A 22,149-nucleotide genomic window follows, 5' to 3' on the forward strand; every position below is an offset into this window, starting at 1 on the left:
CTCTATCTCCGTGACATCATGGGTATGGGTCGCCGCCCGCTCAGCGCAGAGGGCGCGCACCGGACGTTATTCTGGGACGTTATTCTGAAACCAGCTCCTGGAGCTGATTGCGGAATTCGACAATTTTCTTACCTGGCTCTTTTTTACAAACTTTAATCACCTGCGGCACCATGATCGTCTGGACCTTCTGCCAGTCAACATAATCACCGTTTTTATAGTCGAGATCCTTATTGACCACCCAGACCATAACCGGCGTCATCGCCTTCGGGTTCATCTGGGTAAACTCATGGCAAGTCATGGTTTCCGGCGTGGTTACCGTGGTCATCGTCAGCGCCTGGGCACAGGCGTTGCCAGCCAGTGCCAGCGTCAGCGCCAGTACGGAACCACCAATAAATGTTGTTTTATTTTTCATCACCAACTCCTTATTCAGTCATATTCTCGTTAGACGCACTCGATACTGCTACTCTTATAAATATCATTTTTATTTTATTTCCATAATAAAAAGCAGCAAAAAACAGTCCACCTCCTGTACATATTTTCGGACACTACTTCAGCGCCACAAATAGATTAGACAAAATGACAGTGCTAGGCTGGATTTTATTTATGAGATTATCGCGCAGCGCATTTATTGATAATAAATTAAAATAAAACCTTCCTTCGCACGTAATGTATAAATTTATTTTCAAGCGATGAGACGCACAGCGCATCGATATAAAACCGCACGACGCAGAATCTCATACGCCGCCGCGCGCTCAGGCCATGACGGCGCCAATTACATACTCCGTGCCCCTAGGGGCCCAGTAGACGGCGCGCCACCGTAGCACCGACGATAGCCAACAGCATCGGCAGCAGAAAGTCTGGGCTGATATGGGTTAGCTCGAACACCAGCAGCAGCGCGGTCAGCGGCATTCCCATCGAGGCGGATAAAAACGCCCCGGCGCCGACGACGGCGAACGCCCCCAGCGCGGTGCCCGGCCACAGCCTCAGCCACAGACTCCCCACGATGCAGGCCAGCAGCGCGCCGTTGGCCAACGCCGGCGTCATCAGCCCTCCGCGTGCCCCCGCCCGCAGAGCCGCCATCTGTACCGCCACCTTCGCACATAGCAGCAGTCCGGCCAACGCAATGCCCACGTCGCTGTTAAAGCTGAGCCAGGTCGCCCCTTTTCCGTTGCCAGGCAGCTGCGGTAGCCACAGACTGAGCAGCGCCAGCAGCAGAAAGGCCAGCAGATTATCCCGGATCAGTCGGACATCACGCGTAGAGCGAGATTCAGCCAAACGTCCCAGGCGGGCAAACAGCACCCCCGCACAGCCAAACAGCGGGCCAAACAGCAGCGACCAGAGGATCAGCCCCTCCGTCACCCGATAACCCGGCATATGGTATTGGTACTCATCCCCCAGTCCGATCCGGGCGACCAGCGTCGCCACTGCGCAGCAGACCAGCGCCGGGATCACCGCCCTCGCCCGCCAGCTCTTCAGCAGCACCTCCAGCGTAAACAGAGCGCCGGCCAGCGGCACATTGTACACCGCCGCCAGGCCAGCCCCGGCGCCGCAGGCAATCAGTGTACGCGTCTGCTGCGCCGTAACCCCCAGCGCAGAGGCCAGACGCTCCGCCCCCAGGGCCCCCATCTCCCGCGGCGCAGACTCCCGCCCCAGCGGCGATCCCATCCCGACCGTAATCACCTGCAGCGCGGCATGCAGTATGCTTTCCCGCGGCGGCATCCGCGGCGGCGGAGTGCGTAGCACGTCGCGCACGCTGACCAGACGGCGTCCATAACGGTACAGCGCGTACCACCCCACGCCGGCTACGCCGCCCGCCGCCATCAGCGCCGTAAAACGGCGCCACGCCGGCGCATCGCTGACCCCCTGTAGAAAAGACTCACTGCTGATAACCGCATCCAGGCTATAGCCATAGGCAAGGTGCTGCACGCTGTGCAGCAGCAGGGCGACCAGCCATCCCGCCCCCCCAGCGATCCCCCCCGTCAGCAGCGTCGCCAGCGTAAAGCGGCCCCAGCGCCGCCAATGCAATATGTCACCCAGCTTACTCACCGTCACCGTCCGTCACCCATTCATCACAGTGGGTGACCATAGCACAGCCTGTGCCAGGCTATCCTGCCGCGGCTGCGTCAATATTGTTATCTTTTCTTACACGTCAGAGAGCGAGCGCCGCCATCTACGCGCTTATAATAAAAAGCTGGGTTATTCATCGCTCAAGAGAAGAATAAATACGCCGACTCCGATAAATAATGACATTCAGCCATACTGTATATATCGCGCGAGAACTATTGGGTGCGCAATATATAAAACATTGCAAGCCGATAAGTTTGACCCATGACAAGTTTTAACAGGATAAAACCACTGCGGGTTATCCTTGCCTATGCTATTCCTTATATTGCTGGGTGCACCGCAACGTTAATTGAGTAGGACAATCTCTCTATCCCCAAAGGAAATTCATATGCAGAATTTAACTGGCAAGTGGCTATGTCATGGCGATGGAATGACCTATCAGATTACGCAAGATGGAAATGCCGTATTTGTTTCCGGATCAGGCAACGGCTGCCATAACGTAGGCTTTGGTGTTATTGACCCACAGGATCAATCCGTTGTATTAAATTGGGCCGATCTTCCTGATAGCAAAGGCTTTGGCGCAAAGGGCACCTGCTATATTGATGCCAGCCATCCCGGTACGCTGAAGAAAAAGGAGGGGTCTGCCAAATATGCTATCGGAAACTTTGAAAAGGTAGCTTAACCTGGAATAACCCCATCGCCGCATGCGATGGGGTCTTCGGCGAATATAAGGCATTTTATCAACCTGACCAACATGACACGTCTGGCGATCCATCGGTCATCGCGAGCAGGCGCCGCATCAAAATAATAGGGCGATCTCATCATCCTGCGCCACCGCAATGATGTAGCCTGAAGACGGCAATCCCATCCCCCATGCCTCCACGATCAGGGCTCCCTCTTGCCGAGCGGTGGCGCCGCGCACGGTGAAACGTGCGGCCACCGGTGCTGCGTGAGTCCTCTCTGCCGTTGCCCTGCGGCCAGCAGATCGGCGGCGGCAGAATGACGCCACACGGCCGAGAAGGCATGGTTTTAAAGATGGCCGATTAGAGCGCGTTGATTCATCCGATCGCAGGGAGGGCAGGACACAGGATCGTCGAGATATCGGCGTGTGGTGCGTTGCCGCACATTATGGGCTTTCTTGGGCAAGTCGATACGAGCAACGTGGAGAATGCGATGGAGGGCGATTATTGTGTGGCTAGCTAAACCGAACTAGGGATGCACAGTAAACGCTCCGGGAAACCCTTCATCGCTGAATGCTGTGCTAAATGTGGTCCGCCACCGAGGCCTCGAACCTCGCACCTACAACCTCAAGGTTATCGGCTCTACCAAACTGAGCTAGTGGCGGATAGATTGGAGCGGGCAGCGGGAATCGAACCCGCATCATCAGCTTGGAAGGCTGAGGTAATGGCCATTATACGATGCCCGCCTATATGGTGGCCCTTGCTGACTTTGAGCCAGCGACCAATCGGTTATGAGCCTTTAGCCCACGCCTCTCTGAGCTAAAGGGGCAAGCACTGTAAACAAGGGAGAGTTATCCCCAGACTGCCGCAGCCGACGCTAACCAGGGGTCTCATTACCGCGGTGGGGGATGTTATCGATGACCGTAGCGATGAGCAATGGCTCAAGGAGATTTTCAGATATTCCTCACACAGCGCAGCAGGGCGCGCTCTGGGCTGCCCCGCCTCTTACCGTTTACCCCTCGGTATTACTGTGCAGGGCGCCATCCAGCCCCCGCACATCATCGCGCCCACGGATTATATCGCCAGGGCGCGAAGGGCGCGTCAATCGACGACCCTCAATGCGTAGGATAACAGCGCTAGCCCATCGGCCCGCAGATCGCGCGCTCTTTAGGCGTTATCGCCACCCTCTCGCAGAGCGTTAGGGCAGCACATCTCCGCACTACGATTAAGGCGTGTCATGTTCACGCTCTGGGCCCCGTCTGAGCGATCTGGCTCATACAATCGGGTGTTCCACTCGCTGTTTTGCCAGGAGTGGGCGGATGGGGAGCAAGCGCAATGGTACGAGGCTATGCACGTCTGGCAGTCGATCACCTTACCGAGTACGCCAGAAAAATCGACCCACTTTTGGCAATTAACGACACAAAAACGACACAGGAGGGAAAATAGGCAGGATTGAAAATCGCGTAACGCATTGATTTTCAATGGTGCGCCCTGCAGGATTCGAACCTGCGACCCACGGCTTAGAAGGCCGTTGCTCTATCCGACTGAGCTAAGGGCGCATCGGAAAACAACCGGTGCATCTGCCTGATGTTTCAGGCGGAATGGGATTATACGGCCCCACTCGGGTGAGTCAATGCCTTTCACTGTAAAACGCGCCTATCGGGTATTGATGGAGATCAATATTCACCTGACAGCGGGCCAGCCATTTGCGACAATGGCGTTATCCCCGCAACATAACCAGGATGGATCAGCTCACCATGACAGCAAAAATTATTGATGGGAAAACGATTGCGCAGCAGGTCAGAAGCGAAGTGGCGACACGGGTGCGACAGCGCCTGGCGGACGGCAAACGGGCGCCGGGACTGGCGGTTATCATGGTCGGTGACGATCCAGCCTCCCGCATCTACGTCGGCAGTAAACAGCGCGCCTGTGAAGAGGTCGGCTTTCTCTCCCGCTCCTATGCGTTGCCGGACAGTGCCGATGAGGCCCAGCTGCTTGCGCTGATCGATACACTCAACGCAGACGCGGCCATCGATGGCATTCTGGTACAGCTGCCGCTGCCCGCCGGCATCGATAACAGCCGCGTGCTGGAACGCATCCATCCGGACAAAGACGTGGATGGCTTTCACCCTTACAACCTGGGCCGCCTGTGTCAGCGCACTCCCAAGCTGCGCCCCTGCACCCCGCGCGGCATCATTACCCTGCTGGAGCGCTGCGGCATCGAAACCCAGGGGATGGATGCCGTGATGGTCGGCGCCTCCAACATCGTGGGGAGACCGATGGCGCTGGAGCTGCTGCTGGCCGGCTGCACCACCACCATCACCCACAGCCGCACCCGTAACCTGCAGCAGCACGTCGAGCGCGCCGATCTGATCGTCGCCGCCGTCGGTAAACCCGGCTTTATCCCCGGCGAATGGGTCAAGCCCGGCGCGGTGGTGATCGATGTCGGCATCAATCGGCTGGAGAGCGGTAAAGTGGTCGGCGACGTCGACTTTGCCGGTGCCGCCCAGCGCGCCAGCTGGATCACCCCGGTCCCCGGCGGCGTCGGGCCGATGACCGTCGCCACCCTGATGCAGAACACCCTGCAGGCCTGTGAGGCGTTTCACGATCGCTAAGTCCTCGGCGCGCCATCGCACCCCAGACGCAGCTTTCCCGTGCGCCAGGCGCTGCAGGCTGGCACAATAGCGGCGTGTCCGCCCGCGCGGCGGTTAATTTTTAAGGCAAGAGAAAAGACCATGCAAACTTTCCATCTGGACAATCACCCGCACGTCGAGCTGTGCGATCTGCTGAAGCTGCAGGGCTGGTGCGACAGCGGCGCCCAGGCCAAAAACCTGATCGCCGAGGGCCAGGTCAAGGTCGACGGCGCGATCGAAACGCGCAAGCGCGCAAAGATTGTCGCAGGCCAGGTGGTCGACTTCGCCGGGCAGCAGGCGCGCGTCATCGCCTAAGCTGAGCGTCAAACGTAAAAAAGCCGGACCCGGGTCCGGCTTTTTGCGCGTTATCACTCGGCCTTACTTACGCCGCCAGGTAGTGCCCTGCGGCCCATCCTCCAGCACGATCCCCATCGCATTCAGGCTGTCACGCGCCTCATCGGCAAGCGCCCATGCCTTGGCGGCGCGGGCGTCGTTGCGCTGCTTGATCAGCGCCTCGATCTGCGCAACCTCGTCGTCGCCTGCCGCGGCGCCGCTCTGCAGGAAGTGCTCCGGCGTCTGCTCCAGCAGCCCGAGTACGTGGGCCAGGCCGCGCATCTGCGCCGCCAGCGCATTCGCCTGCGCCATGTCTTCCCCTTTCAGGCGGTTGATCTCACGCGCCATGTCGAACAGTACCGAGTAGGCCTCCGGCGTGTTGAAGTCATCATCCATCGCCGCCCGGAAGCGAGAGGTAAAGGTCTCATCCGCCGCCGCCGCCGCCGCGGCGTCGGTGCCGCGCAGCGCGGTATACAGACGCTCCAGCGCCGCACGCGCCTGCTTCAGGTTCTCTTCGCTGTAGTTCAGCTGGCTGCGGTAGTGGCCGGACATCAGGAAGTAACGCACCGTCTCTGCGTCATAATGCGCTAGCACGTCGCGAATGGTGAAGAAGTTGCCCAGCGACTTGGACATCTTCTCGCGATCGATCATCACCATGCCGGAGTGCATCCAGTAGTTGACATAGGCGCCGTCGTGGGCGCAGGTCGACTGGGCGATCTCGTTCTCATGGTGCGGGAACATCAGATCAGAGCCACCACCGTGAATATCAAAGTGCGCCCCTAGCTGTTTGCAGTTCATCGCCGAACACTCGATGTGCCAGCCGGGACGCCCGTCGCCCCACGGTGACGACCAGCTCGGCTCGCCCGGCTTAGACATCTTCCACAGCACAAAGTCCATCGGGTTACGCTTCACGTCGGCCACCTCCACCCGCGCACCGGCCTGCAGCTGCTCCAGATCCTGGCGCGACAGCACGCCGTAGTCCGGATCGGTATCGACGGCGAACATCACGTCGCCGTTGCTGGCCACGTAGGCATGATCGCGGGCGATCAACTGCTCTACCAGCGCGATGATCTCAGCGATATGGTGGGTCGCGCGCGGCTCCACGTCGGGACGGGCGATGTTCAGGGCGTCGAAATCGCGATGCATCTCCGCCAGCATACGCTCGGTCAGTTGCTCGCAGCTCTCTTTGTTCTCCAGCGCACGCTTGATGATTTTATCGTCCACGTCGGTCACGTTACGCACATACTTCAGCCTGTAGCCCAGGTAGCGCAGGTAGCGGGCCACCACGTCGAAACAGACAAAGGTACGACCGTGGCCGATGTGACACAGGTCGTAAATGGTTACCCCACACACATACATACCGACTTCACCGGCATGGATGGGTTTAAATTCCTCTTTCTGGCGACTGAGTGTATTAAAGATTTTAAGCATCGGGGGTATCCGTGATAGTTGCTGATAACAGGATAGAAACGTAAAGGTTATACTAACGCAGCGCCCGGAGAGAATGAAGCCCGGGAGCGGCGCACGGCGAATATTCCCGGAGAAAGAGGTGCCAGCGGCAGGGGCATCGGCTACAATCATCCCGCTTGCTTCAATCATCATAAAACAGGATTATTGTTATGGTTACTTTCCACACCAATCATGGTGACATCGTCATCAAAACCTTTGACGACAAAGCACCGGCTACCGTTGCCAACTTCCTGGAATACTGCCGTGACGGCTTCTACGACAACACCATCTTTCACCGCGTGATCGATGGCTTCATGATCCAGGGCGGCGGTTTCGAGCCGGGCATGAAACAGAAAGCCACCAAGGCACCGATCAAGAATGAAGCCAACAATGGCCTGAAGAATACCCGTGGCACGCTGTCCATGGCGCGCACCAACGATCCGCACTCTGCGACCGCCCAGTTCTTCATCAACGTCGTTGATAACGACTTCCTCAACTTCCGCTCCGAGCGCCCGGACGGCTGGGGCTATGCCGTATTCGCCGAAGTGGTGGAAGGCATGGACGTGGTCGACAAGATCAAGGGTGTCTCCACCGGCCGTAACGGCATGCACCAGGATGTTCCGCGTGAAGACGTGATCATCCAAAGCGTTACCGTGAGCGAATAATCGCCCGAATGGCAACGCTGTTTATCGCTGATTTACACCTCAGCCAACAGGAACCGGCGATCACCGCCGGTTTTCTGCGTTTTCTTGCCGAAGAAGCCCCTAAGGCAGAAGCCCTGTACATTCTGGGCGACTTTTTCGACTACTGGATAGGCGATGATGACCCCCAGCCGCTGCACCGGCAGGTCGCCGAGGCGCTGCGCCGTCTGAGCGACAGCGGCGTTCCCTGCTACTTCATCTGCGGCAACCGCGATTTTTTACTGGGTAAGTCCTATGCCAAGCGCTGCGGCATGACTCTGCTGCCCGACGAACAGATCATTACGCTGTACGGTCAGCCTATTCTGCTGCTGCACGGCGATACCCTGTGCAGCGACGATCGCGACTACCAGCGCTACCGACGCCGGGTTCATAACCCCCTGCTGCAGTGGCTGTTCCGCCGCCTTCCCCTACGTCTGCGCCTGAAGATCGCCGCAGGCATGCGCCGACAGAGCCAGCGTAGCAACAGCGCCAAGGCGATGACCATCATGGACGTCAACCAGGAGACGGTCTGCGCCACCCTGCGGCGCCACGGCGTTCAGCGCATGATCCACGGCCATACCCACCGCCCGGCCCTGCACCACTTTAGCCTGGACGATGGCCGCGGCGCCCTGCGCGCGGTGCTGGGAGCCTGGCATACCCACGGCTCGATGATCCGGGTCGACGCTCAGGGGATACACCTGATCGAACTGCCCGCTCACCCCGCCGAGGACTAACCCATCGCGGCGCGGTTAACCCTCGCCAGCGTGAGCTGATATAGCGCCATGCCGGCCTACGCCGCGTACGCCTGGGCGCGTATTCCGCCCTCCCCCGCCGACAACGCCAGCGATACGGAAGGCCGCCGCAGGAGAGTCGCATCGCGACTCCCCCCATCGGCGGCGCTTAAACACGATGGCGTCAGACTCTCTGGCGTCGAACGGCTGAGGCCCCCGCAGAGCCCTTCCAGGACGACGGCTTTTGTCGTTGAGGTTTCCAGCGCATGACGGCGTAACGGGGCTATCTTTCCCCGGCGCGGCGGCCACGCAAACGTTTTCCTCACCGGCGAAGCTATGCTATGCTTTGCCCCTCTTATTTGCAGGGCCGCCGGGATCGGGCGGCCATGTCACCGCCACCGAGTTAGAGGAGCACGCCATTCATGTCCGCCAGCGCCGCACCGGCCAGGATCGCCATCGTCATGGGGTCCAAAAGCGATTGGGCCACTCTGCAGTTCGCCGCCGAAATCCTGACTCAGCTTGAACTGTCCTGCCACGTAGAGGTGGTATCAGCGCACCGTACTCCGGATAAGCTGTTTCACTTTGCCGAGCAGGCGGCGGCGCGCGGGCTGCAGGTGATCATCGCCGGCGCCGGCGGCGCGGCCCACCTGCCCGGCATGCTGGCGGCCAAAACCCTGCTGCCGGTGCTGGGCGTACCGGTACAGAGCGCCGCGCTGAATGGGGTCGACAGCCTGTACTCGATAGTGCAGATGCCGCGCGGCATCCCAGTTGGCACCCTGGCCATCGGCAAGGCGGGGGCGGCCAATGCCGCCCTGCTGGCGGCCCAGATCCTGGCGCTGCATGACGAGCCGCTGAGCCGCCGCCTGGCCGCCTGGCGCCAGGCGCAGAGCGACGACGTGCTCAACCATCCCGATCCGCGGGAGGACGCATGAAGCCGGTTTGCGTACTGGGCGACGGCCAGCTGGGACGCATGCTGCGTCAGGCCGGAGAGCCGCTGGGGATCCCGGTCTATCCGGTGGGTATCGAGGCCGATCCGCACAGCGTGCCCTGGCAGCAGGCGGTGATCACCGCCGAGATAGAGCGCTGGCCCGACACGCCGCTGACCCGCGAGCTGGCCCGCCACCCGGGCTTTATCAACCGCGATATCTTCCCACAGCTGGCCGATCGCTACAGCCAAAAGCAATTGCTGGACGAACTGGGCCTACCGACGGCGCCCTGGGCGCTGCTGGCCACCCCAGCACAGTGGCCCGCCCTGTTTGAACGCCTCGGACCGCTGGCCATCGTCAAGCGCCGCACCGGCGGCTATGACGGTCGCGGTCAGTGGCGTATCCGCCCCGGCGCTGAAACCCAGCTGGATGCCGAGGTCTACGGGCAGTGTATCGTCGAGCAAGGGATAAACTTCATCGGCGAGGTCTCGCTGATCGGCGCCCGCGCTCGGGATGACCGCTGCGTTTTCTATCCCCTCACCCATAACCTGCACCAGGACGGCATTCTGCGCGCCAGCCTGGTCTTTCCGCAGCCGGAAAGCTTTCTGCAGGAGAAGGCGCAGACGATGCTGCAGCGCATCATGCAGCGCCTGGAGTACGTCGGCGTCATGGCGATGGAGTGTTTCGTGGTGGATGACGACACCCTGCTGATTAACGAGCTAGCGCCGCGCGTACACAACAGCGGACACTGGACCCAGAACGGCGCCTCGATCAGCCAGTTCGAGCTGCACCTGCGCGCGCTGCTCGGCCTGCCGCTGCCGCACCCGGATGTCTCCACCCCCTCCGTGATGATCAACCTGATCGGCACCGCGCTGGACACCGCATGGCTAGCCGGTCCGCTGGTGCACCTGCACTGGTACGATAAGGCGGTTCGTCCGGGGCGCAAGGTGGGCCATCTCAACCTGAACCACTTCCAGTCCCAACGACTGGTCAGCGCCCTGGACACCCTGCGCGGCCAGCTGCCGGCGGAGTACCAGGACGCCCTGGCCTGGGCCGGCGCACGGCTGAGCTGAGCATCAGCGCGCAGAGGGGCGCCGCAGCAGCCCTCTTCCCAGCCCGGCGCCGCAGCACCCCAGCAGCAGCGCGGCGCCCGGCGGCAACAACAGCCACATCGGCCAGGCGGGCTGCCAGGGAAAGTCAAACACCTGCCGCTGCAGCAGCCACAGCGCCCCCTCGGCCGCGGCCGCGGCCACCGCGCCCGCCGCAAGCCCCAGCAGCATGAATTCGGCATACAGAGTGCGGCGCAGCACCCGCCGCGAAGCGCCCAGGATCCGGTAGATCTGCAGCTCCTGACGGCGCTGATCCATCCCCACCTGTACCTGCGCCAACAGCAGCAGGCCCCCACACAGCACCACCAGCAGCACCATCACCTCCAGCGCTCGCCCCACCTGATCCAATATCTGACGCGCCTGCAGCAGCAGGGCGCCCATATCCACCAGCGTCAGGGTCGGAAAGCGGCGGTTAAGCTCAGCCAAGAACCGCGTATCGCCGTCATAGCGCAGGCTGGTGAGCCAGGTTTGCGGCTGCCCCTCCAGCCCGCCGGGCGGAAAAATGAAGTAGAAGTTGGGGCGCAGACTCTCCCAGTCCACCCGCCGCAGGCTGGTCACTCGGGCGCTGAACTGGCGACTGTCGCCGCTAAACGTCAGGCTATCTCCCAGCGTCAGACCCAGGCGTTCAGCCACCCCTTGCTCCACGGAGACGCCCCCCGCGCCCGACGGCCACTCTCCGGCCAGCAGCGGGTTTCCAGGCGGCAGCGACGCCAGCCAGGTGAGGTTCAGCTCACGGTTCAGAGACTCATCGCCCCCCTGCGTCGCCGGCGGGCGCCCGTTGATCGCCGTCAGCCGCGCCAACGCAATGGGATAAAACGGCTGCGGAGTGACGCCGTTGGCGTGCAGGAACGCCTGCAGCGGCTCGCGCTGCGCCGCGCTGATGTTGAGCAGAAAGTAGTTGGGGCTGTCGGGCGGCAGCTGCTGGCGCCAGCGATCGAGCAGATCGCCGCGCAGCATCAACAGCAGCGCCAGCAGCATAAAAGAGAGCGAAAAGGCCGCCAGCTGGCTCAGGGTTGCCCCCGGCTGGCGCAGCAGACGCCCCAGCGCCAGACGCAGCGTCAGGCTGCCCGGCACCAGTCGGCGCAAGCTCCACAGCCCCAGCCAGCCGCACAGCGCCAACAGCAGGGCCAGCAGAGCCATCCCCAGCAGCAGCGACCACATCAGTGCGCTGGTGCCGACCAGCCACAGCAGCCCGGCGCCCAGCAGCAGCGCCATCAGCGGCAGGTAGTAGCGCAGGGGCCAGACCGGGCACGGCGCGTCGGCGCGCAGCACCCGCAGGGGCCGCATCGCCAGCAGCTGACGATAGGGCCGCAGGGCGACCAGCAGCGCCATCAGCGGGATCCCCCCCAGCGCCCACAGCCAGGGCCAGAGACCGGGCGACGGCAGCGCGACGGGCAGCAGCGGCGCCAATAGCCACAGCAGCCCCCGCTCGACCAGCAGCCCCAGCCCCGCCCCCACCAGCAGCGCCGACCCCAGCAGCCATAGCCACTGTCCGACCACCCACTTCAGCAGCAGACGCCGCCCGGCGCCCAGCGTCTTCAACAACGCCACCAGCGCATGACGGCGGCGGCAGTAGTGCCCCATCGCCACGCTGACGGCGGCCATGGCCAGCAGCAGCGTCAGCAGCGCCGACAGCAGCAGAAACTGCTGCGCCCGCTGCAGGGTACGCGCCAACACGTTCGAGCCCTGTGCGGCCTGAGTCAGGCGCTGATCCGCCTGCAGGCGCGGCGTCAGATAGGCGTCATAGCGCGCCAGCGCCTCGCGGCTGCCGGCCAGTCCATAGCGGTAGCTCACCCGGCTACCCGGCTGCACCACTCCGCTGCGCTCGGCGTCTGCCAGCGCGATCAGCATCCTGGGCGCGCTGCTCAGCAGACTGAACCCGCCATCCGGCTCCCGGTCGACCTCGCCGGCCACCCGCAGCGTTATATCCCCCACCTCCACGGCATCGCCGGGGCGCAGATCCAGCTGCGCCATCAGCCGTGGCGCGACCAGCGCCTCGCCGGGGCGCGGCATCTGGCGCGACGGGCGCGTATCCAGCCGCCCATACAGCGGGTAGGCGTCGTCCACCGCCTTCACCTCCGCCAGCTGCAGCTTCCCCTCGGCAAACGCCATGGTTGAAAACACCCACTGCTGGCTGACCCGGATCCCCTCCCGCCGCGCCTGCGCCAGCCACGCCTCCGGCACCGGCGTATAGCTGCGCAGCACCCGATCGGCGGCGATCGCCTCGCGTCCCTGCCGCTGCAGCCCCTGATCCAGACGATCGCCAATGCGCCCCAGCGCCAGCACGCAGGCGACCGCCAGCGCCAACGCCAGCCAGACGATCAGCAGCGACGGAGTACGCCATTCGCGCCAGAACCAGCGCCGGATCACGCGACCTCCCGCAGCGTTCCGTCCACCAGCCGCAGACGCCGCTGGCAGCGTGTCGCCAACTGAACATCGTGGGTCACCAGCACCAGCGTCGTCGCTTGGCGCTGGTTCAGCTCAAACAGCAGATCGGCAATGCGATCGCCGGTCTGGCGATCCAGGTTGCCGGTCGGTTCATCGGCAAACAGGATCTGCGGCCGGGCGCTGAAGGCGCGCGCCAGCGCGACCCGCTGCTGCTCACCGCCGGAGAGCTGGGCCGGCAGGTGGCGCAGGCGCTGCCCCAGCCCCAGCTGCGTCAGCAGCGCCGCGGCACGCTGGCCGCTGTCGCGCTCACTCTCGCCGCGCAGCAGCGCGGGCAGCTGTACGTTCTCCAGCGCCGTCAGGGTCGGAACCAGCATAAATGATTGAAACACAAAGCCGATATCGCGGGCGCGCAGGGCGGCGCGCCCCTCCTCATCCAGCTGTGACAGGGGGTGCCCCAGCAGACGCACCTCGCCGTCGCTGGCATCGTCCAGCCCGGCCAAGATCCCCAGCAGCGTCGATTTTCCCGATCCCGACTCACCGATCAGCGCCAGACTCTGTCCGCGTTTGACAACCAGGTCGACAGCAGTAAGGATGGAGATCTGGTTTTCACCCTCACCAACCCGTTTGGCGACATGATGAACTTCAATTACGTTTTGCGCTGGCATCGAATACTCCTGATAGTGGTCATGATCCTGTGTGGCCTAACGGCGGCCCGTGCCGATACACTGCTGGTGCTAGGGGACAGCCTGAGCGCCGCCTATCGCCTGCCGGAACAGCAGGGCTGGGTCGCACGCCTGGCACAGCAATGGCAGCGGCGTACCCCGCCGCTGACGGTGATCAACGCCAGCATCAGCGGCGATACCGCCGAGCAGGGCCTGCTGCGCCTGCCGGCGCTGCTGCAGCAGCACCGGCCGCGCTGGGTGCTGATTGAGCTAGGGGCCAACGATGGGCTACGCGGCGTTGCTCCCGACGCCATCGCCGCTACGCTGTCCGCTGTCATCGGACAGGTGCAGCAGGCCGGCGCCACGCCGCTGCTGATGCAGATCCGCCTGCCGCCCAACTACGGCCGGCGCTACGGCGACGCCTTCGCGGCTATCTACCCTCAGCTGGCCGCGCACTTTGGCACGGTGCTGCTGCCGTTTTACATGGAGGCGGTGGTCAGCCACCCCGACTGGATCCAGGATGACGGCCTGCACCCCAACGCGCTGGCCCAGCCGTTTATCGCCGACTGGATGGCGCAGCGCCTGCTGCCGCAGCTAACGCGCGCGGAGGACGGTGCGCCGTCTATTAATTAAACATGAATATTCAGCGACCAACAGGGCAACTTAGGTAAACTTATGCAAAAAGCCATCTTAATCACCGGCAGCTCTAGCGGCATCGGACTGGCAGCGGCCAAGGATCTACACCAGCGGGGTTACCGAGTGCTGGCCGCCTGCCGTAAAGCGGAGGACGTCGCGGCGATGGAGGCCATGGGGATGGAGGGCATCACGCTGGATCTCGACAGCGCCGAGAGCGTAGAGCAGGCCGCCCGTCGGGTACTGACGCTGACCGGCGGGCGTCTGTATGCCCTGTTCAATAACGGCGGATTCGGCCTCTATGGGCCCCTCAGCCAGATCAGCCGCGAGGGGCTGGAGCGCCAGTTCGCCACCAACCTGTTCGGCACCCATCAGCTGACTCAGCTGCTGCTACCGGCGATGCTGGCCCAGGGTGAGGGGCGCATCATCCAGACCAGCTCCATTATGGGGTTGGTTGCCACCCCCGGACGCGGCGCCTATGCCGCCAGCAAATATGCGCTGGAGGGCTGGTCGGATGCGCTGCGCATGGAGCTGCGCGGCAGCGGCGTACACGTCTCCCTGATCGAGCCCGGCCCCATCCACACGCGCTTTACCCACAACGTGCACCAGTGCGACAGCGCTAGGCCGGTGACCAACCCCAGCATCGCCGCCCGCTTCGCCCTGACCCCGGAGGCGATACTGCCCAAGCTGCGCCACGCGCTGGAGAGTCCGCGTCCGCGCCTGCGCTATCCGGTCACCGTTATCGCTCACGTGCTCAGCCTGCTGCGACGGATCCTGCCGGGCCGCGTGCTGGATCGCATTCTGAGTGGCCATTCGACGGCGCGCTGATCTTGTAATTGCCGCCGCCGCCCCCATATCCGTTTTATCTAGCCGAAGGGATCGAGAGAAACCACCATGATCAACGCCACCGTAGTCAACATTACCGAAGCCAACCTACACCAGACGCTGGAGCAATCCATGTCGGTGCCGGTGCTGTTTTACTTTTGGTCTGCCCGCAGCCAACACTGCGAACAGCTCACGCCGGTGCTGGAAAAGCTGGCCGCCGAGTACGCCGGGCAGTTCATCCTGGCCAAGGTCGACTGCGACGCCGAACAGATGCTGGCATCCCAGTTCGGGCTACGCGCCATTCCGACGGTCTACCTGTTTAAGGACGGTCAGCCGCTTGACGGCTTTCAGGGACCGCAGCCGGAAGAGCAGATCCGCGATCTGCTGGCCCGGGTTCTACCCAAGCCAGAAGAGCTAAAGGCCGCCCAGGCGGCGGAGCTAATGGCCGCCGGCAATATGGCGGAGGCCCTGCCGCTGCTGAAAGAGGCCCACACCCTGGCGCCGACCCGCAGTGATATCACGCTGGCGCTGGCGGAAACCCTGATCGCCCTAAACCGCAGCGACGAGGCCAGCGCCCTGCTGACCACCGTACCGCTGCAGGATCAGGATACTCACTACCAGAGCCTGATCGCCCAGATCGAGCTGATGAAGCAGGCCGCCGACTCCCCGGAGATCCAGCAGCTACAGCAGCAGGTCGCCGAACAGCCGCAGAACGTGGCGCTGGCCGTCCAGCTGGCCCTGCAGCTGCATCAGGTCGGACGCAATGAAGAGGCGCTGACCCTGCTGATGGATCACCTGCGCCACGATCTGGCCGCCGGTGACGGAGCGGCGCGCAAGACGCTGATGGACATTCTGGCCGCCCTGGGCACCGGCGATGCGCTGGCCGCTAAGTTCCGCCGCCAGCTCTACTCCCTGATGTACTGATCGCTGCGATCGGCGCATTCCCCTGCAATCCCTGCCCGCTGACGCCGGCGGGGATTTTTTATGGCCGCCGCCCTCGCGCGCGAGTTCCCGGTAACATTTCTGCAATTCCGAACTATTAGCACGGAATTCCGATTTTTCCACGTGCGATATCTCAAATTATTAATTAGTCGTATAAATAACCAATATTTTTATTGCTCCAGGTCATATATTCTAAAAAAGTATTACTGAATATTCGTATTCTTGTCTTTTGTAACACTTCACACCTGGCATAAGGAAATGATCCATGAGTAGTCCAATCCCACCCAGCGCCCCGCCCACGGAACAGCGCGTCGGCTTCGGCGCCTATATCGCGCTGATCTTCGCAATGGTATTCTTCTCCGGCCTGCTGGGCGGAAAAGAATGGTACGGCGTCTTCGACTTCACCACCCTCAACGGCGCATTTGGTAAGGTGGTCAGCGGCGTCAGCAGCGCCGGCGATGCGGTGAACGCCGCCACCAGCACCTTCCGCGGTAAGGGTGGCTCCGGTGCCATGGACGGATTTCTGTTCGCCTTTGGCCTGATCCCGGCGGTCATGTTCGCCCTGGGGATGATCAACGTGCTGGAGCACTACGGCGCGCTCAACGCGGCCCGTAAGCTGCTGACGCCGCTGCTGCGCCCACTGCTGGGGATCCCCGGCGCCGCCGGCCTGGCGATGATCGGCTCACTGCAGAGCACCGACGTTGGTGCCTCGTTGACCCGCAACCTCTCCGACGAAGGACAGATCGCCGAACACGAGCGTGACGTCTTCACCATGTTCCAGTTCTCCGCCGGCGCCATGATCACCAACTTCTTCTCCTCCGGCGCGGTGCTGTTCACCCTGATGACCCTCGACGGCACCCCGGCGGTACCGGCCTCTATCGGCCTGTGCGTGGCGGTGATGTTCGTGATGAAAATTTTCGGCGCCAACCTGATGCGCCTGTACCTGCGCCTGACGACACGTAACAGCGCAAAAAATGTAACCCATCCGGCACAGGGAGAAGCCTAATGTCTGCACCTATTTCTACCTCCGCATCGAAGCCCATGATCACCGACGTCTTCGTCGCCGGCGCGCGTAAAGGCTGGAACATTGCTACCACCAGCACCCTGCCCAACGTCTTGATGGCCTTTGTGCTGATCAAGGCCCTGGAGATCACCGGCGCCCTGAAAGGGATGGCGCTGGTGTTTGGCCCGCTGATGGGGCTGTTTGGCCTGCCGGGTGAGGCCGCCGCCGTGCTGATCGGCGGTTGGATGTCCATGGGCGGCGGCGTGGGCGTTGCCGTGGCGCTGTTCGACCAGGGTATCCTCACCGGAACCCATCTGGCGATCCTGGCGCCGGCCATCTACCTGATGGGCTCCCAGATCCAGTATGCCGGGCGTATCCTCGGCGTTATCGGCACCGCCGCCAAACGGATCCCGGTGATGATCGGCATCTCCGTCATCAACGCCTTCATCGCCATGCTGCTCATGCGCGTAATTCTGTAACTCAAGGAGAGATCGAATGATACAGCTGGAACAGTATCTGGACGAACTGCGCAGTGTGGTCAACGTCGACTGCGGCACCCAGACCCGCGACGGTGTCGCCCGGGTCGCCGACATCTTTGCCGGCCTGTACCGCGACGCCGGCTGGCACGCGGAGCGGGTCGATCTCGGCGATCAGGTCGGACCGGGGGTCTTTGTCACCAACCAGCCGCAGGCCGATCGCTACGATGTGCTGCTGGTCGGCCATCTGGACACCGTCTTCCCTCCGGGCACCGCCGCCGAGCGTCCGCTGAGCGTACGCGATGGCCGCGCCTACGGGCCGGGCGTCTCGGATATGAAGAGCGGCCTGCTCAATATTCTGTGGGCCCTGCGTGGTCTGGAGGAGCGCGATCGCCAGCGCCTGCGCATCGCCGTCGCCATGAACCCGGATGAAGAGACTGGATCCGTCCACTCCCACGCCTGGATTGGCGAGCTGGCCAAGCGCAGCGGCTGCGTGCTGGTGTGCGAAGCGGCGCGCGCCGACGGCTCCCTGGTCAAGGCACGGAAAGGTATGGCCCGCTATCGCCTCGACTTCCAGGGCGTCGCCGCCCACGCCGGTAACGATCCGGAGAAAGGACGCTCGGCGATCACCGCCCTGGCCCACGCCATCATCGCCGTCAACCAGCTGGGCGACAGCGACAAGGGCACCACCCTCAACGTCGGGGTGATCAGCGGCGGCGACGCGGCAAACATCGTGCCCGACCACGCTCAGGCCGTGGTCGATCTGCGCTTCTGGTGCAACGATGAGTATCAGCGCGTCAATCAGGCGCTGCAGGCCCGCTGTCAGCAGCCGTTCCTGGACGGCGTCAGCTGCACGCTGCAGCAGGATGCCCACACCCCGGCCATGGCGCCGTCGGGCGATACCGAAGCCCTGATGGCCCGCGTCGAACAGGCGGGGCGTGAAGAGGGGATCGCCATCACCTGGCAGGCGGTGGGCGGCGGCTCCGACGCCAACCACACCGCGGCGCTGGGGATCCCGTCGCTGGATGGCTTTGGCCCGATCGGCGCCGGCTTCCACAGCCCGGCCGAATACCTGGAGCTGGAGAGCGTCGCCCCGCGCATCCGTCTGCTGCGCCGAGTGATCGCCGGCCTGTAATCCCCCATCAACGAGACCCGGAGGTCGTGCCAAGCACGGCCTCCGTTTTTTATCCCCCTCCCTGCGGCGATCCTGCGCGGCGAAGCGACAAGCTGAGAGCCTGGTTACAAACTCACCACTATTTCTGTGCCATAGTTAACGATGGGTTCTGACCAAAAGGAGGGCTTATGTTCCCAGAGTATCGTGATCTGATCTCCCGTCTGAAAACCGAAGACGTCCGATTTGCCACCCTGTTCCATGAGCATAACCAGCTGGATCATGAAATCAGAAGGGCCGAAAACAGACCCGGCGCGCTATTCAATGAGCAGATCGCCGCCATGAAGCGCGAAAAACTGAGGATCAAGGATGAGCTGTACCAGATCCTGCGCAGTGAGGAGGCGGTCAGTTGATCGTTACACCGCGGACATAAAAAAACCCGCCATATGGCGGGTTTTTTGCGTCGGTGAAACGGCAGCGATTAGTGCTGACCTTTCACTTCTTTCAGACCGTTGAACGGTGCAGCCGCGCCCAGCGCTTCTTCGATACGGATCAGCTGGTTGTACTTGGCAACGCGGTCAGAACGGCTCATGGAACCGGTCTTGATCTGGCCTGCCGCGGTACCTACCGCCAGGTCAGCGATAGTGGCATCTTCGGTTTCGCCAGAACGGTGAGAGATGACAGCGGTGTAGCCAGCATCTTTCGCCATCTTGATAGCCGCCAGAGTTTCGGTCAGAGAACCGATCTGGTTGAACTTGATCAGGATGGAGTTGGCGATGCCTTTCTCGATGCCTTCTTTCAGAATCTTGGTGTTGGTTACGAACAGATCGTCACCCACCAGCTGCAGCTTGTCGCCCATCACTTTGGTCTGGTAAGCGAAACCGTCCCAGTCAGACTCGTCCAGGCCGTCTTCGATAGAGACGATCGGGAACTCTTTGGTCAGACCTTCCAGGTAGTGAGTGAACTCGTTAGAGGTGAAGGATTTGCCTTCGCCTTTCAGTTCGTACATACCGGTTTCTTTGTTGTAGAACTCAGAAGCGGCGCAGTCCATCGCCAGGGTAACATCTTTACCCAGCACGTAACCGGCTTTCTCAACGGCTTCTTTGATGGCAGCCAGCGCAGCGGCGTTGGATTCCAGGTTCGGCGCGTAGCCACCTTCGTCACCCACGGCGGTGTTCATGCCTTCGGCTTTCAGAACTTTAGCCAGGTTGTGGAACACTTCAGAACCGATGCGTACCGCTTCTTTCAGTGTCTTAGCGCCAACCGGCTGGATCATGAACTCCTGGATGTCGACGTTGTTGTCGGCGTGCTCACCGCCGTTGATGATGTTCATCATCGGCAGCGGCATGGAGTATTTGCCCGGAGTGCCGTTCAGTTCGGCGATGTGCGCGTACAGCGGCATGCCTTTAGCGGCAGCGGCAGCTTTCGCGTTAGCCAGGGAAACCGCCAGGATGGCGTTAGCACCGAACTTGGATTTGTTTTCGGTACCGTCCAGTTCGATCATGATCTGGTCGATGTTAGCCTGGTCTTTCGCGTCTTTGCCGATGATGGCTTCAGCGATCGGGCCGTTGACGGCGGCAACCGCCTTCAGGACGCCTTTACCCAGGAAACGTGACTTGTCACCGTCGCGCAGTTCCAGCGCTTCGCGAGAACCGGTAGAAGCACCTGACGGCGCAGCAGCCATACCGACGAAACCGCCTTCCAGATGAACTTCGGCTTCTACAGTCGGGTTACCGCGGGAGTCGATGATTTCGCGACCGATGACTTTAACGATTTTGGACATTAGGTTTTCCTCGATACAAGTTAAACTAAAACTCCAGACGACAGACGCGGAACAAAAGTCCCGCGCCTGCCCATAATCACTTATTTCACCTGACGTTTCTGGTATTCCGCCGCCGCTTTAACAAAGCCGGAGAACAGCGGATGCCCATCACGCGGGGTGGAGGTGAACTCCGGATGGAACTGCGAGGCCACGAACCACGGGTGGTTAGGCAGCTCGATGATCTCCACCAGGCTATTGTCCGCTGAACGGCCGGAGACGCGCAGACCCGCGGCTTCGATCGGCTTCAGCAGCATGTTGTTCACTTCGTAGCGATGACGGTGACGCTCCACAATGCTCGGCGCATCGTACAGCTGGCGCGCCAGCGTACCGTCCACCAGATTGCACTGCTGACCGCCCAGGCGCATGGTACCGCCCAGATCACTGTCTTCGCTGCGCATTTCAACGTTACCTTCTTCATCACGCCACTCGGTGATCAACGCCACGACCGGGTATTTGCAATCCGGCATGAACTCCGTTGAGTTGGCGCCTTCCATGCCCACGACGTTGCGGGCAAACTCCATCAGGGCAACCTGCATACCCAGGCAGATGCCCAGATACGGGATATTGTTTTCGCGCGCATAGCGAGCGGTGGCGATCTTCCCTTCAATGCCGCGATAGCCGAAGCCACCCGGCACCAAGATAGCATCCAGATCTTTGAGGATCTCGGTACCTTTGGTTTCGACATCCTGCGAGTCGATCAGCTTGATATTCACGCTGACGCGATTTTTCAGCCCACCGTGCTTCAATGCTTCGATCACCGACTTATAGGCGTCCGGCAGCTCGACGTACTTGCCGACCATCCCAATGGTCACTTCACCGGCGGGGTTGGCCTCTTCAAAGATAACCTGTTCCCACTCGGAGAGATTCGCCGCCGGGCAGGCCAGATTGAAGCGTTTGCAGATAAACTCATCCAGCCCCTGCGACTTGAGCAGCCCCGGGATCTTGTAGATGGAATCTACGTCTTTCAGGGAGATAACCGCTTTCTCCGGTACGTTACAGAACAGCGCGATCTTCGCGCGCTCGTTGGCCGGAATCGCGCGATCGGAGCGGCAGATCAGCACGTCAGGCTGGATACCGATAGAGAGCAGCTCTTTCACGGAATGCTGGGTCGGCTTGGTCTTCACCTCACCGGCGGCCGCCATGTAGGGTACCAGGGTCAGGTGCATGAACATGGTGTGCTCACGACCGACGTCGACCGCCAGCTGGCGGATGGCCTCCAGGAACGGCAGCGACTCGATATCACCGACGGTGCCACCGATCTCAACCAGAACCACGTCGTGGCCCTCGCCCCCTTCCAGGATGCGCTCTTTGATGGCGTTAGTGATATGCGGGATCACCTGAACGGTGGCGCCCAGATAGTCGCCGCGGCGCTCTTTACGCAGCACATCGGAGTAGATGCGCCCGGTGGTAAAGTTATTGCGACGGGACATTTTGGTACGAATGAAGCGCTCGTAGTGACCCAGGTCCAGATCGGTTTCCGCGCCGTCTTCGGTAACGAAAACTTCCCCGTGCTGGATCGGGCTCATGGTACCCGGATCGACGTTGATGTACGGGTCGAGCTTCATCATGGATACATTGAGGCCACGGGCTTCAAGAATGGCCGCCAGGGAGGCTGCGGCAATGCCTTTACCCAGAGAGGATACGACCCCGCCGGTCACAAAAATATAATTCGTTGTCATGCT

At 61.8% G+C, this 22,149-nt stretch carries 22 protein-coding genes, 3 tRNA genes and 1 pseudogene; 15 read left to right on the forward strand and 11 right to left on the reverse strand.

What is annotated here, in order from left to right; all coding sequences use genetic code 11:
• Window positions 1-79: 79 nt before the first annotated feature.
• Complete coding sequence (locus ETEE_RS03480; RefSeq protein ID WP_034164127.1) at window positions 80-412, reverse strand: HdeA/HdeB family chaperone; 333 nt, start codon at window positions 410-412, stop codon at window positions 80-82.
• Between the two features lie 377 nt (window positions 413-789).
• Window positions 790-2,037 carry a chloride channel protein gene (locus tag ETEE_RS03485; protein WP_370634787.1) on the reverse strand — a complete coding sequence of 416 codons (1,248 nt, stop codon included), beginning with the start codon at window positions 2,035-2,037 and terminating at the stop codon, window positions 790-792.
• A 415-nt stretch (window positions 2,038-2,452) separates the two neighbouring features.
• On the opposite strand from ETEE_RS03485, the gene ETEE_RS03490 reads away from it, so the two are divergent.
• A complete protein-coding gene (locus ETEE_RS03490; RefSeq protein ID WP_034164125.1) occupies window positions 2,453-2,746 on the forward strand; it encodes a hypothetical protein in 294 nt (97 codons plus the stop codon).
• A 117-nt stretch (window positions 2,747-2,863) separates the two neighbouring features.
• Here ETEE_RS03490 and ETEE_RS21505 read toward each other — a convergent pair whose 3' ends face one another.
• The 3 genes from ETEE_RS21505 to ETEE_RS03500 form a co-directional block, all read right to left on the reverse strand.
• Window positions 2,864-3,004: a hypothetical protein gene (locus ETEE_RS21505; RefSeq protein ID WP_156119368.1), complete on the reverse strand. Its 141-nt coding sequence runs from the start codon at window positions 3,002-3,004 to the stop codon at window positions 2,864-2,866.
• A 328-nt stretch (window positions 3,005-3,332) separates the two neighbouring features.
• Window positions 3,333-3,409 (reverse strand) — tRNA-OTHER (locus ETEE_RS03495).
• A 6-nt stretch (window positions 3,410-3,415) separates the two neighbouring features.
• Window positions 3,416-3,490, reverse strand: a tRNA-Gly gene (locus ETEE_RS03500).
• Window positions 3,491-4,007: 517 nt separating this feature from the next.
• Between ETEE_RS03500 and ETEE_RS21785 the strand changes: the two are divergent.
• Window positions 4,008-4,190: pseudogene (locus ETEE_RS21785) on the forward strand (integrase); the annotation flags it as partial.
• A gap of 36 nt (window positions 4,191-4,226) precedes the next feature.
• On the opposite strand, the gene ETEE_RS03505 reads toward ETEE_RS21785, so the two are convergent.
• Window positions 4,227-4,303: transfer RNA gene (locus ETEE_RS03505), tRNA-Arg, on the reverse strand.
• 198 nt (window positions 4,304-4,501) lie between these two features.
• Here ETEE_RS03505 and folD point away from each other — a divergent pair.
• Window positions 4,502-5,359 (forward strand): bifunctional methylenetetrahydrofolate dehydrogenase/methenyltetrahydrofolate cyclohydrolase FolD, encoded by an 858-nt coding sequence (gene folD / locus ETEE_RS03510; RefSeq protein ID WP_034164266.1) that lies wholly within the window; start codon window positions 4,502-4,504, stop codon window positions 5,357-5,359.
• A gap of 120 nt (window positions 5,360-5,479) precedes the next feature.
• Complete coding sequence (ybcJ, locus tag ETEE_RS03515; RefSeq protein WP_034164123.1) at window positions 5,480-5,692, forward strand: ribosome-associated protein YbcJ; 213 nt, start codon at window positions 5,480-5,482, stop codon at window positions 5,690-5,692.
• 63 nt (window positions 5,693-5,755) lie between these two features.
• Here the strand turns inward: ybcJ and cysS are convergent, their stop codons facing one another.
• The gene (cysS, locus tag ETEE_RS03520) at window positions 5,756-7,141 is read right to left on the reverse strand and encodes a cysteine--tRNA ligase (protein ID WP_034164121.1); all 1,386 of its coding nucleotides are present in this window, start codon (window positions 7,139-7,141) and stop codon (window positions 5,756-5,758) included.
• 188 nt (window positions 7,142-7,329) lie between these two features.
• Between cysS and ppiB the strand changes: the two genes are divergently transcribed.
• The 4 genes from ppiB (at window position 7,330) to purK (ending at window position 10,569) form a co-directional block, all read left to right on the forward strand.
• Window positions 7,330-7,824, forward strand: coding sequence for a peptidylprolyl isomerase B (gene ppiB / locus ETEE_RS03525; protein WP_034164120.1), 495 nt, complete (start codon window positions 7,330-7,332; stop codon window positions 7,822-7,824).
• 8 nt (window positions 7,825-7,832) lie between these two features.
• Window positions 7,833-8,573 (forward strand): UDP-2,3-diacylglucosamine diphosphatase, encoded by a 741-nt coding sequence (lpxH, locus tag ETEE_RS03530; protein ID WP_034164118.1) that lies wholly within the window; start codon window positions 7,833-7,835, stop codon window positions 8,571-8,573.
• A gap of 419 nt (window positions 8,574-8,992) precedes the next feature.
• Window positions 8,993-9,502 (forward strand): 5-(carboxyamino)imidazole ribonucleotide mutase, encoded by a 510-nt coding sequence (purE, locus tag ETEE_RS03535; RefSeq protein WP_034164117.1) that lies wholly within the window; start codon window positions 8,993-8,995, stop codon window positions 9,500-9,502.
• On the forward strand, window positions 9,499-10,569 hold the full coding sequence (purK, locus tag ETEE_RS03540) for a 5-(carboxyamino)imidazole ribonucleotide synthase (protein WP_034164115.1): 1,071 nt from the start codon (window positions 9,499-9,501) through the stop codon (window positions 10,567-10,569). Before purE ends, purK begins: the two co-directional genes overlap by 4 nt.
• Before the next feature lie 3 nt (window positions 10,570-10,572).
• Here purK and ybbP read toward each other — a convergent pair whose 3' ends face one another.
• A complete protein-coding gene (gene ybbP, locus ETEE_RS03545; protein ID WP_034164113.1) occupies window positions 10,573-12,975 on the reverse strand; it encodes a putative ABC transporter permease subunit YbbP in 2,403 nt (800 codons plus the stop codon).
• Window positions 12,972-13,658: a putative ABC transporter ATP-binding protein YbbA gene (gene ybbA / locus ETEE_RS03550; RefSeq protein WP_034164112.1), complete on the reverse strand. Its 687-nt coding sequence runs from the start codon at window positions 13,656-13,658 to the stop codon at window positions 12,972-12,974. The genes ybbP and ybbA overlap by 4 nt, the downstream gene beginning before the upstream one ends.
• Here ybbA and tesA point away from each other — a divergent pair.
• The 7 genes from tesA to ETEE_RS03585 all read left to right on the forward strand — a co-directional run bounded on the left by tesA (window position 13,626) and on the right by ETEE_RS03585 (window position 19,058).
• Entirely contained in the window at window positions 13,626-14,288 is a 663-nt protein-coding gene (tesA, locus tag ETEE_RS03555) for a multifunctional acyl-CoA thioesterase I/protease I/lysophospholipase L1 (RefSeq protein WP_071844134.1), read from the forward strand. The genes ybbA and tesA overlap by 33 nt on opposite strands.
• Before the next feature lie 42 nt (window positions 14,289-14,330).
• Entirely contained in the window at window positions 14,331-15,116 is a 786-nt protein-coding gene (locus ETEE_RS03560) for an SDR family oxidoreductase (RefSeq protein ID WP_034164111.1), read from the forward strand.
• A 66-nt stretch (window positions 15,117-15,182) separates the two neighbouring features.
• Window positions 15,183-16,037: a co-chaperone YbbN gene (locus ETEE_RS03565; RefSeq protein WP_034164110.1), complete on the forward strand. Its 855-nt coding sequence runs from the start codon at window positions 15,183-15,185 to the stop codon at window positions 16,035-16,037.
• Window positions 16,038-16,320: 283 nt separating this feature from the next.
• Window positions 16,321-17,061: a nucleoside recognition domain-containing protein gene (locus ETEE_RS03570; RefSeq protein WP_034164108.1), complete on the forward strand. Its 741-nt coding sequence runs from the start codon at window positions 16,321-16,323 to the stop codon at window positions 17,059-17,061.
• Entirely contained in the window at window positions 17,061-17,537 is a 477-nt protein-coding gene (locus ETEE_RS03575; RefSeq protein ID WP_015462165.1) for a YjiG family protein, read from the forward strand. The genes ETEE_RS03570 and ETEE_RS03575 overlap by 1 nt, the downstream gene beginning before the upstream one ends.
• A 16-nt stretch (window positions 17,538-17,553) precedes the next feature.
• Entirely contained in the window at window positions 17,554-18,669 is a 1,116-nt protein-coding gene (locus ETEE_RS03580) for a M20 family metallopeptidase (RefSeq protein ID WP_034164107.1), read from the forward strand.
• Between the two features lie 167 nt (window positions 18,670-18,836).
• Window positions 18,837-19,058 carry an HP1242/YdcH family protein gene (locus ETEE_RS03585; protein WP_005289369.1) on the forward strand — a complete coding sequence of 74 codons (222 nt, stop codon included), beginning with the start codon at window positions 18,837-18,839 and terminating at the stop codon, window positions 19,056-19,058.
• A 68-nt stretch (window positions 19,059-19,126) separates the two neighbouring features.
• Here the strand turns inward: ETEE_RS03585 and eno are convergent, their stop codons facing one another.
• Window positions 19,127-20,428, reverse strand: coding sequence for a phosphopyruvate hydratase (eno, locus tag ETEE_RS03590; protein WP_034164105.1), 1,302 nt, complete (start codon window positions 20,426-20,428; stop codon window positions 19,127-19,129).
• Between the two features lie 80 nt (window positions 20,429-20,508).
• Window positions 20,509-22,146, reverse strand: coding sequence for a glutamine hydrolyzing CTP synthase (gene pyrG / locus ETEE_RS03595; protein ID WP_034164104.1), 1,638 nt, complete (start codon window positions 22,144-22,146; stop codon window positions 20,509-20,511).
• Between the last annotated feature and the right edge of the window lie 3 nt (window positions 22,147-22,149).

Origin of the sequence: Edwardsiella anguillarum ET080813 (assembly GCF_000264765.2) — a bacterium.
Taxonomy (GTDB): domain Bacteria; phylum Pseudomonadota; class Gammaproteobacteria; order Enterobacterales; family Enterobacteriaceae; genus Edwardsiella; species Edwardsiella anguillarum.

Coding starts and splice junctions, on each gene's coding strand:
- ETEE_RS03480 (WP_034164127.1), bottom strand. CDS start 412: ATGAAAAATAAAACAACATTTATTGGTGGTTCCGTACTGGCGCTGACG.
- ETEE_RS03490 (WP_034164125.1), top strand. CDS start 2,453: ATGCAGAATTTAACTGGCAAGTGGCTATGTCATGGCGATGGAATGACC.
- folD (WP_034164266.1), top strand. CDS start 4,502: ATGACAGCAAAAATTATTGATGGGAAAACGATTGCGCAGCAGGTCAGA.
- ybcJ (WP_034164123.1), top strand. CDS start 5,480: ATGCAAACTTTCCATCTGGACAATCACCCGCACGTCGAGCTGTGCGAT.
- cysS (WP_034164121.1), bottom strand. CDS start 7,141: ATGCTTAAAATCTTTAATACACTCAGTCGCCAGAAAGAGGAATTTAAA.
- ppiB (WP_034164120.1), top strand. CDS start 7,330: ATGGTTACTTTCCACACCAATCATGGTGACATCGTCATCAAAACCTTT.
- lpxH (WP_034164118.1), top strand. CDS start 7,833: ATGGCAACGCTGTTTATCGCTGATTTACACCTCAGCCAACAGGAACCG.
- purE (WP_034164117.1), top strand. CDS start 8,993: ATGTCCGCCAGCGCCGCACCGGCCAGGATCGCCATCGTCATGGGGTCC.
- purK (WP_034164115.1), top strand. CDS start 9,499: ATGAAGCCGGTTTGCGTACTGGGCGACGGCCAGCTGGGACGCATGCTG.
- tesA (WP_071844134.1), top strand. CDS start 13,626: ATGATGAACTTCAATTACGTTTTGCGCTGGCATCGAATACTCCTGATA.
- ybbA (WP_034164112.1), bottom strand. CDS start 13,658: ATGCCAGCGCAAAACGTAATTGAAGTTCATCATGTCGCCAAACGGGTT.
- ETEE_RS03560 (WP_034164111.1), top strand. CDS start 14,331: ATGCAAAAAGCCATCTTAATCACCGGCAGCTCTAGCGGCATCGGACTG.
- ETEE_RS03565 (WP_034164110.1), top strand. CDS start 15,183: ATGATCAACGCCACCGTAGTCAACATTACCGAAGCCAACCTACACCAG.
- ETEE_RS03570 (WP_034164108.1), top strand. CDS start 16,321: ATGAGTAGTCCAATCCCACCCAGCGCCCCGCCCACGGAACAGCGCGTC.
- ETEE_RS03575 (WP_015462165.1), top strand. CDS start 17,061: ATGTCTGCACCTATTTCTACCTCCGCATCGAAGCCCATGATCACCGAC.
- ETEE_RS03580 (WP_034164107.1), top strand. CDS start 17,554: ATGATACAGCTGGAACAGTATCTGGACGAACTGCGCAGTGTGGTCAAC.
- ETEE_RS03585 (WP_005289369.1), top strand. CDS start 18,837: ATGTTCCCAGAGTATCGTGATCTGATCTCCCGTCTGAAAACCGAAGAC.
- eno (WP_034164105.1), bottom strand. CDS start 20,428: ATGTCCAAAATCGTTAAAGTCATCGGTCGCGAAATCATCGACTCCCGC.
- pyrG (WP_034164104.1), bottom strand. CDS start 22,146: ATGACAACGAATTATATTTTTGTGACCGGCGGGGTCGTATCCTCTCTG.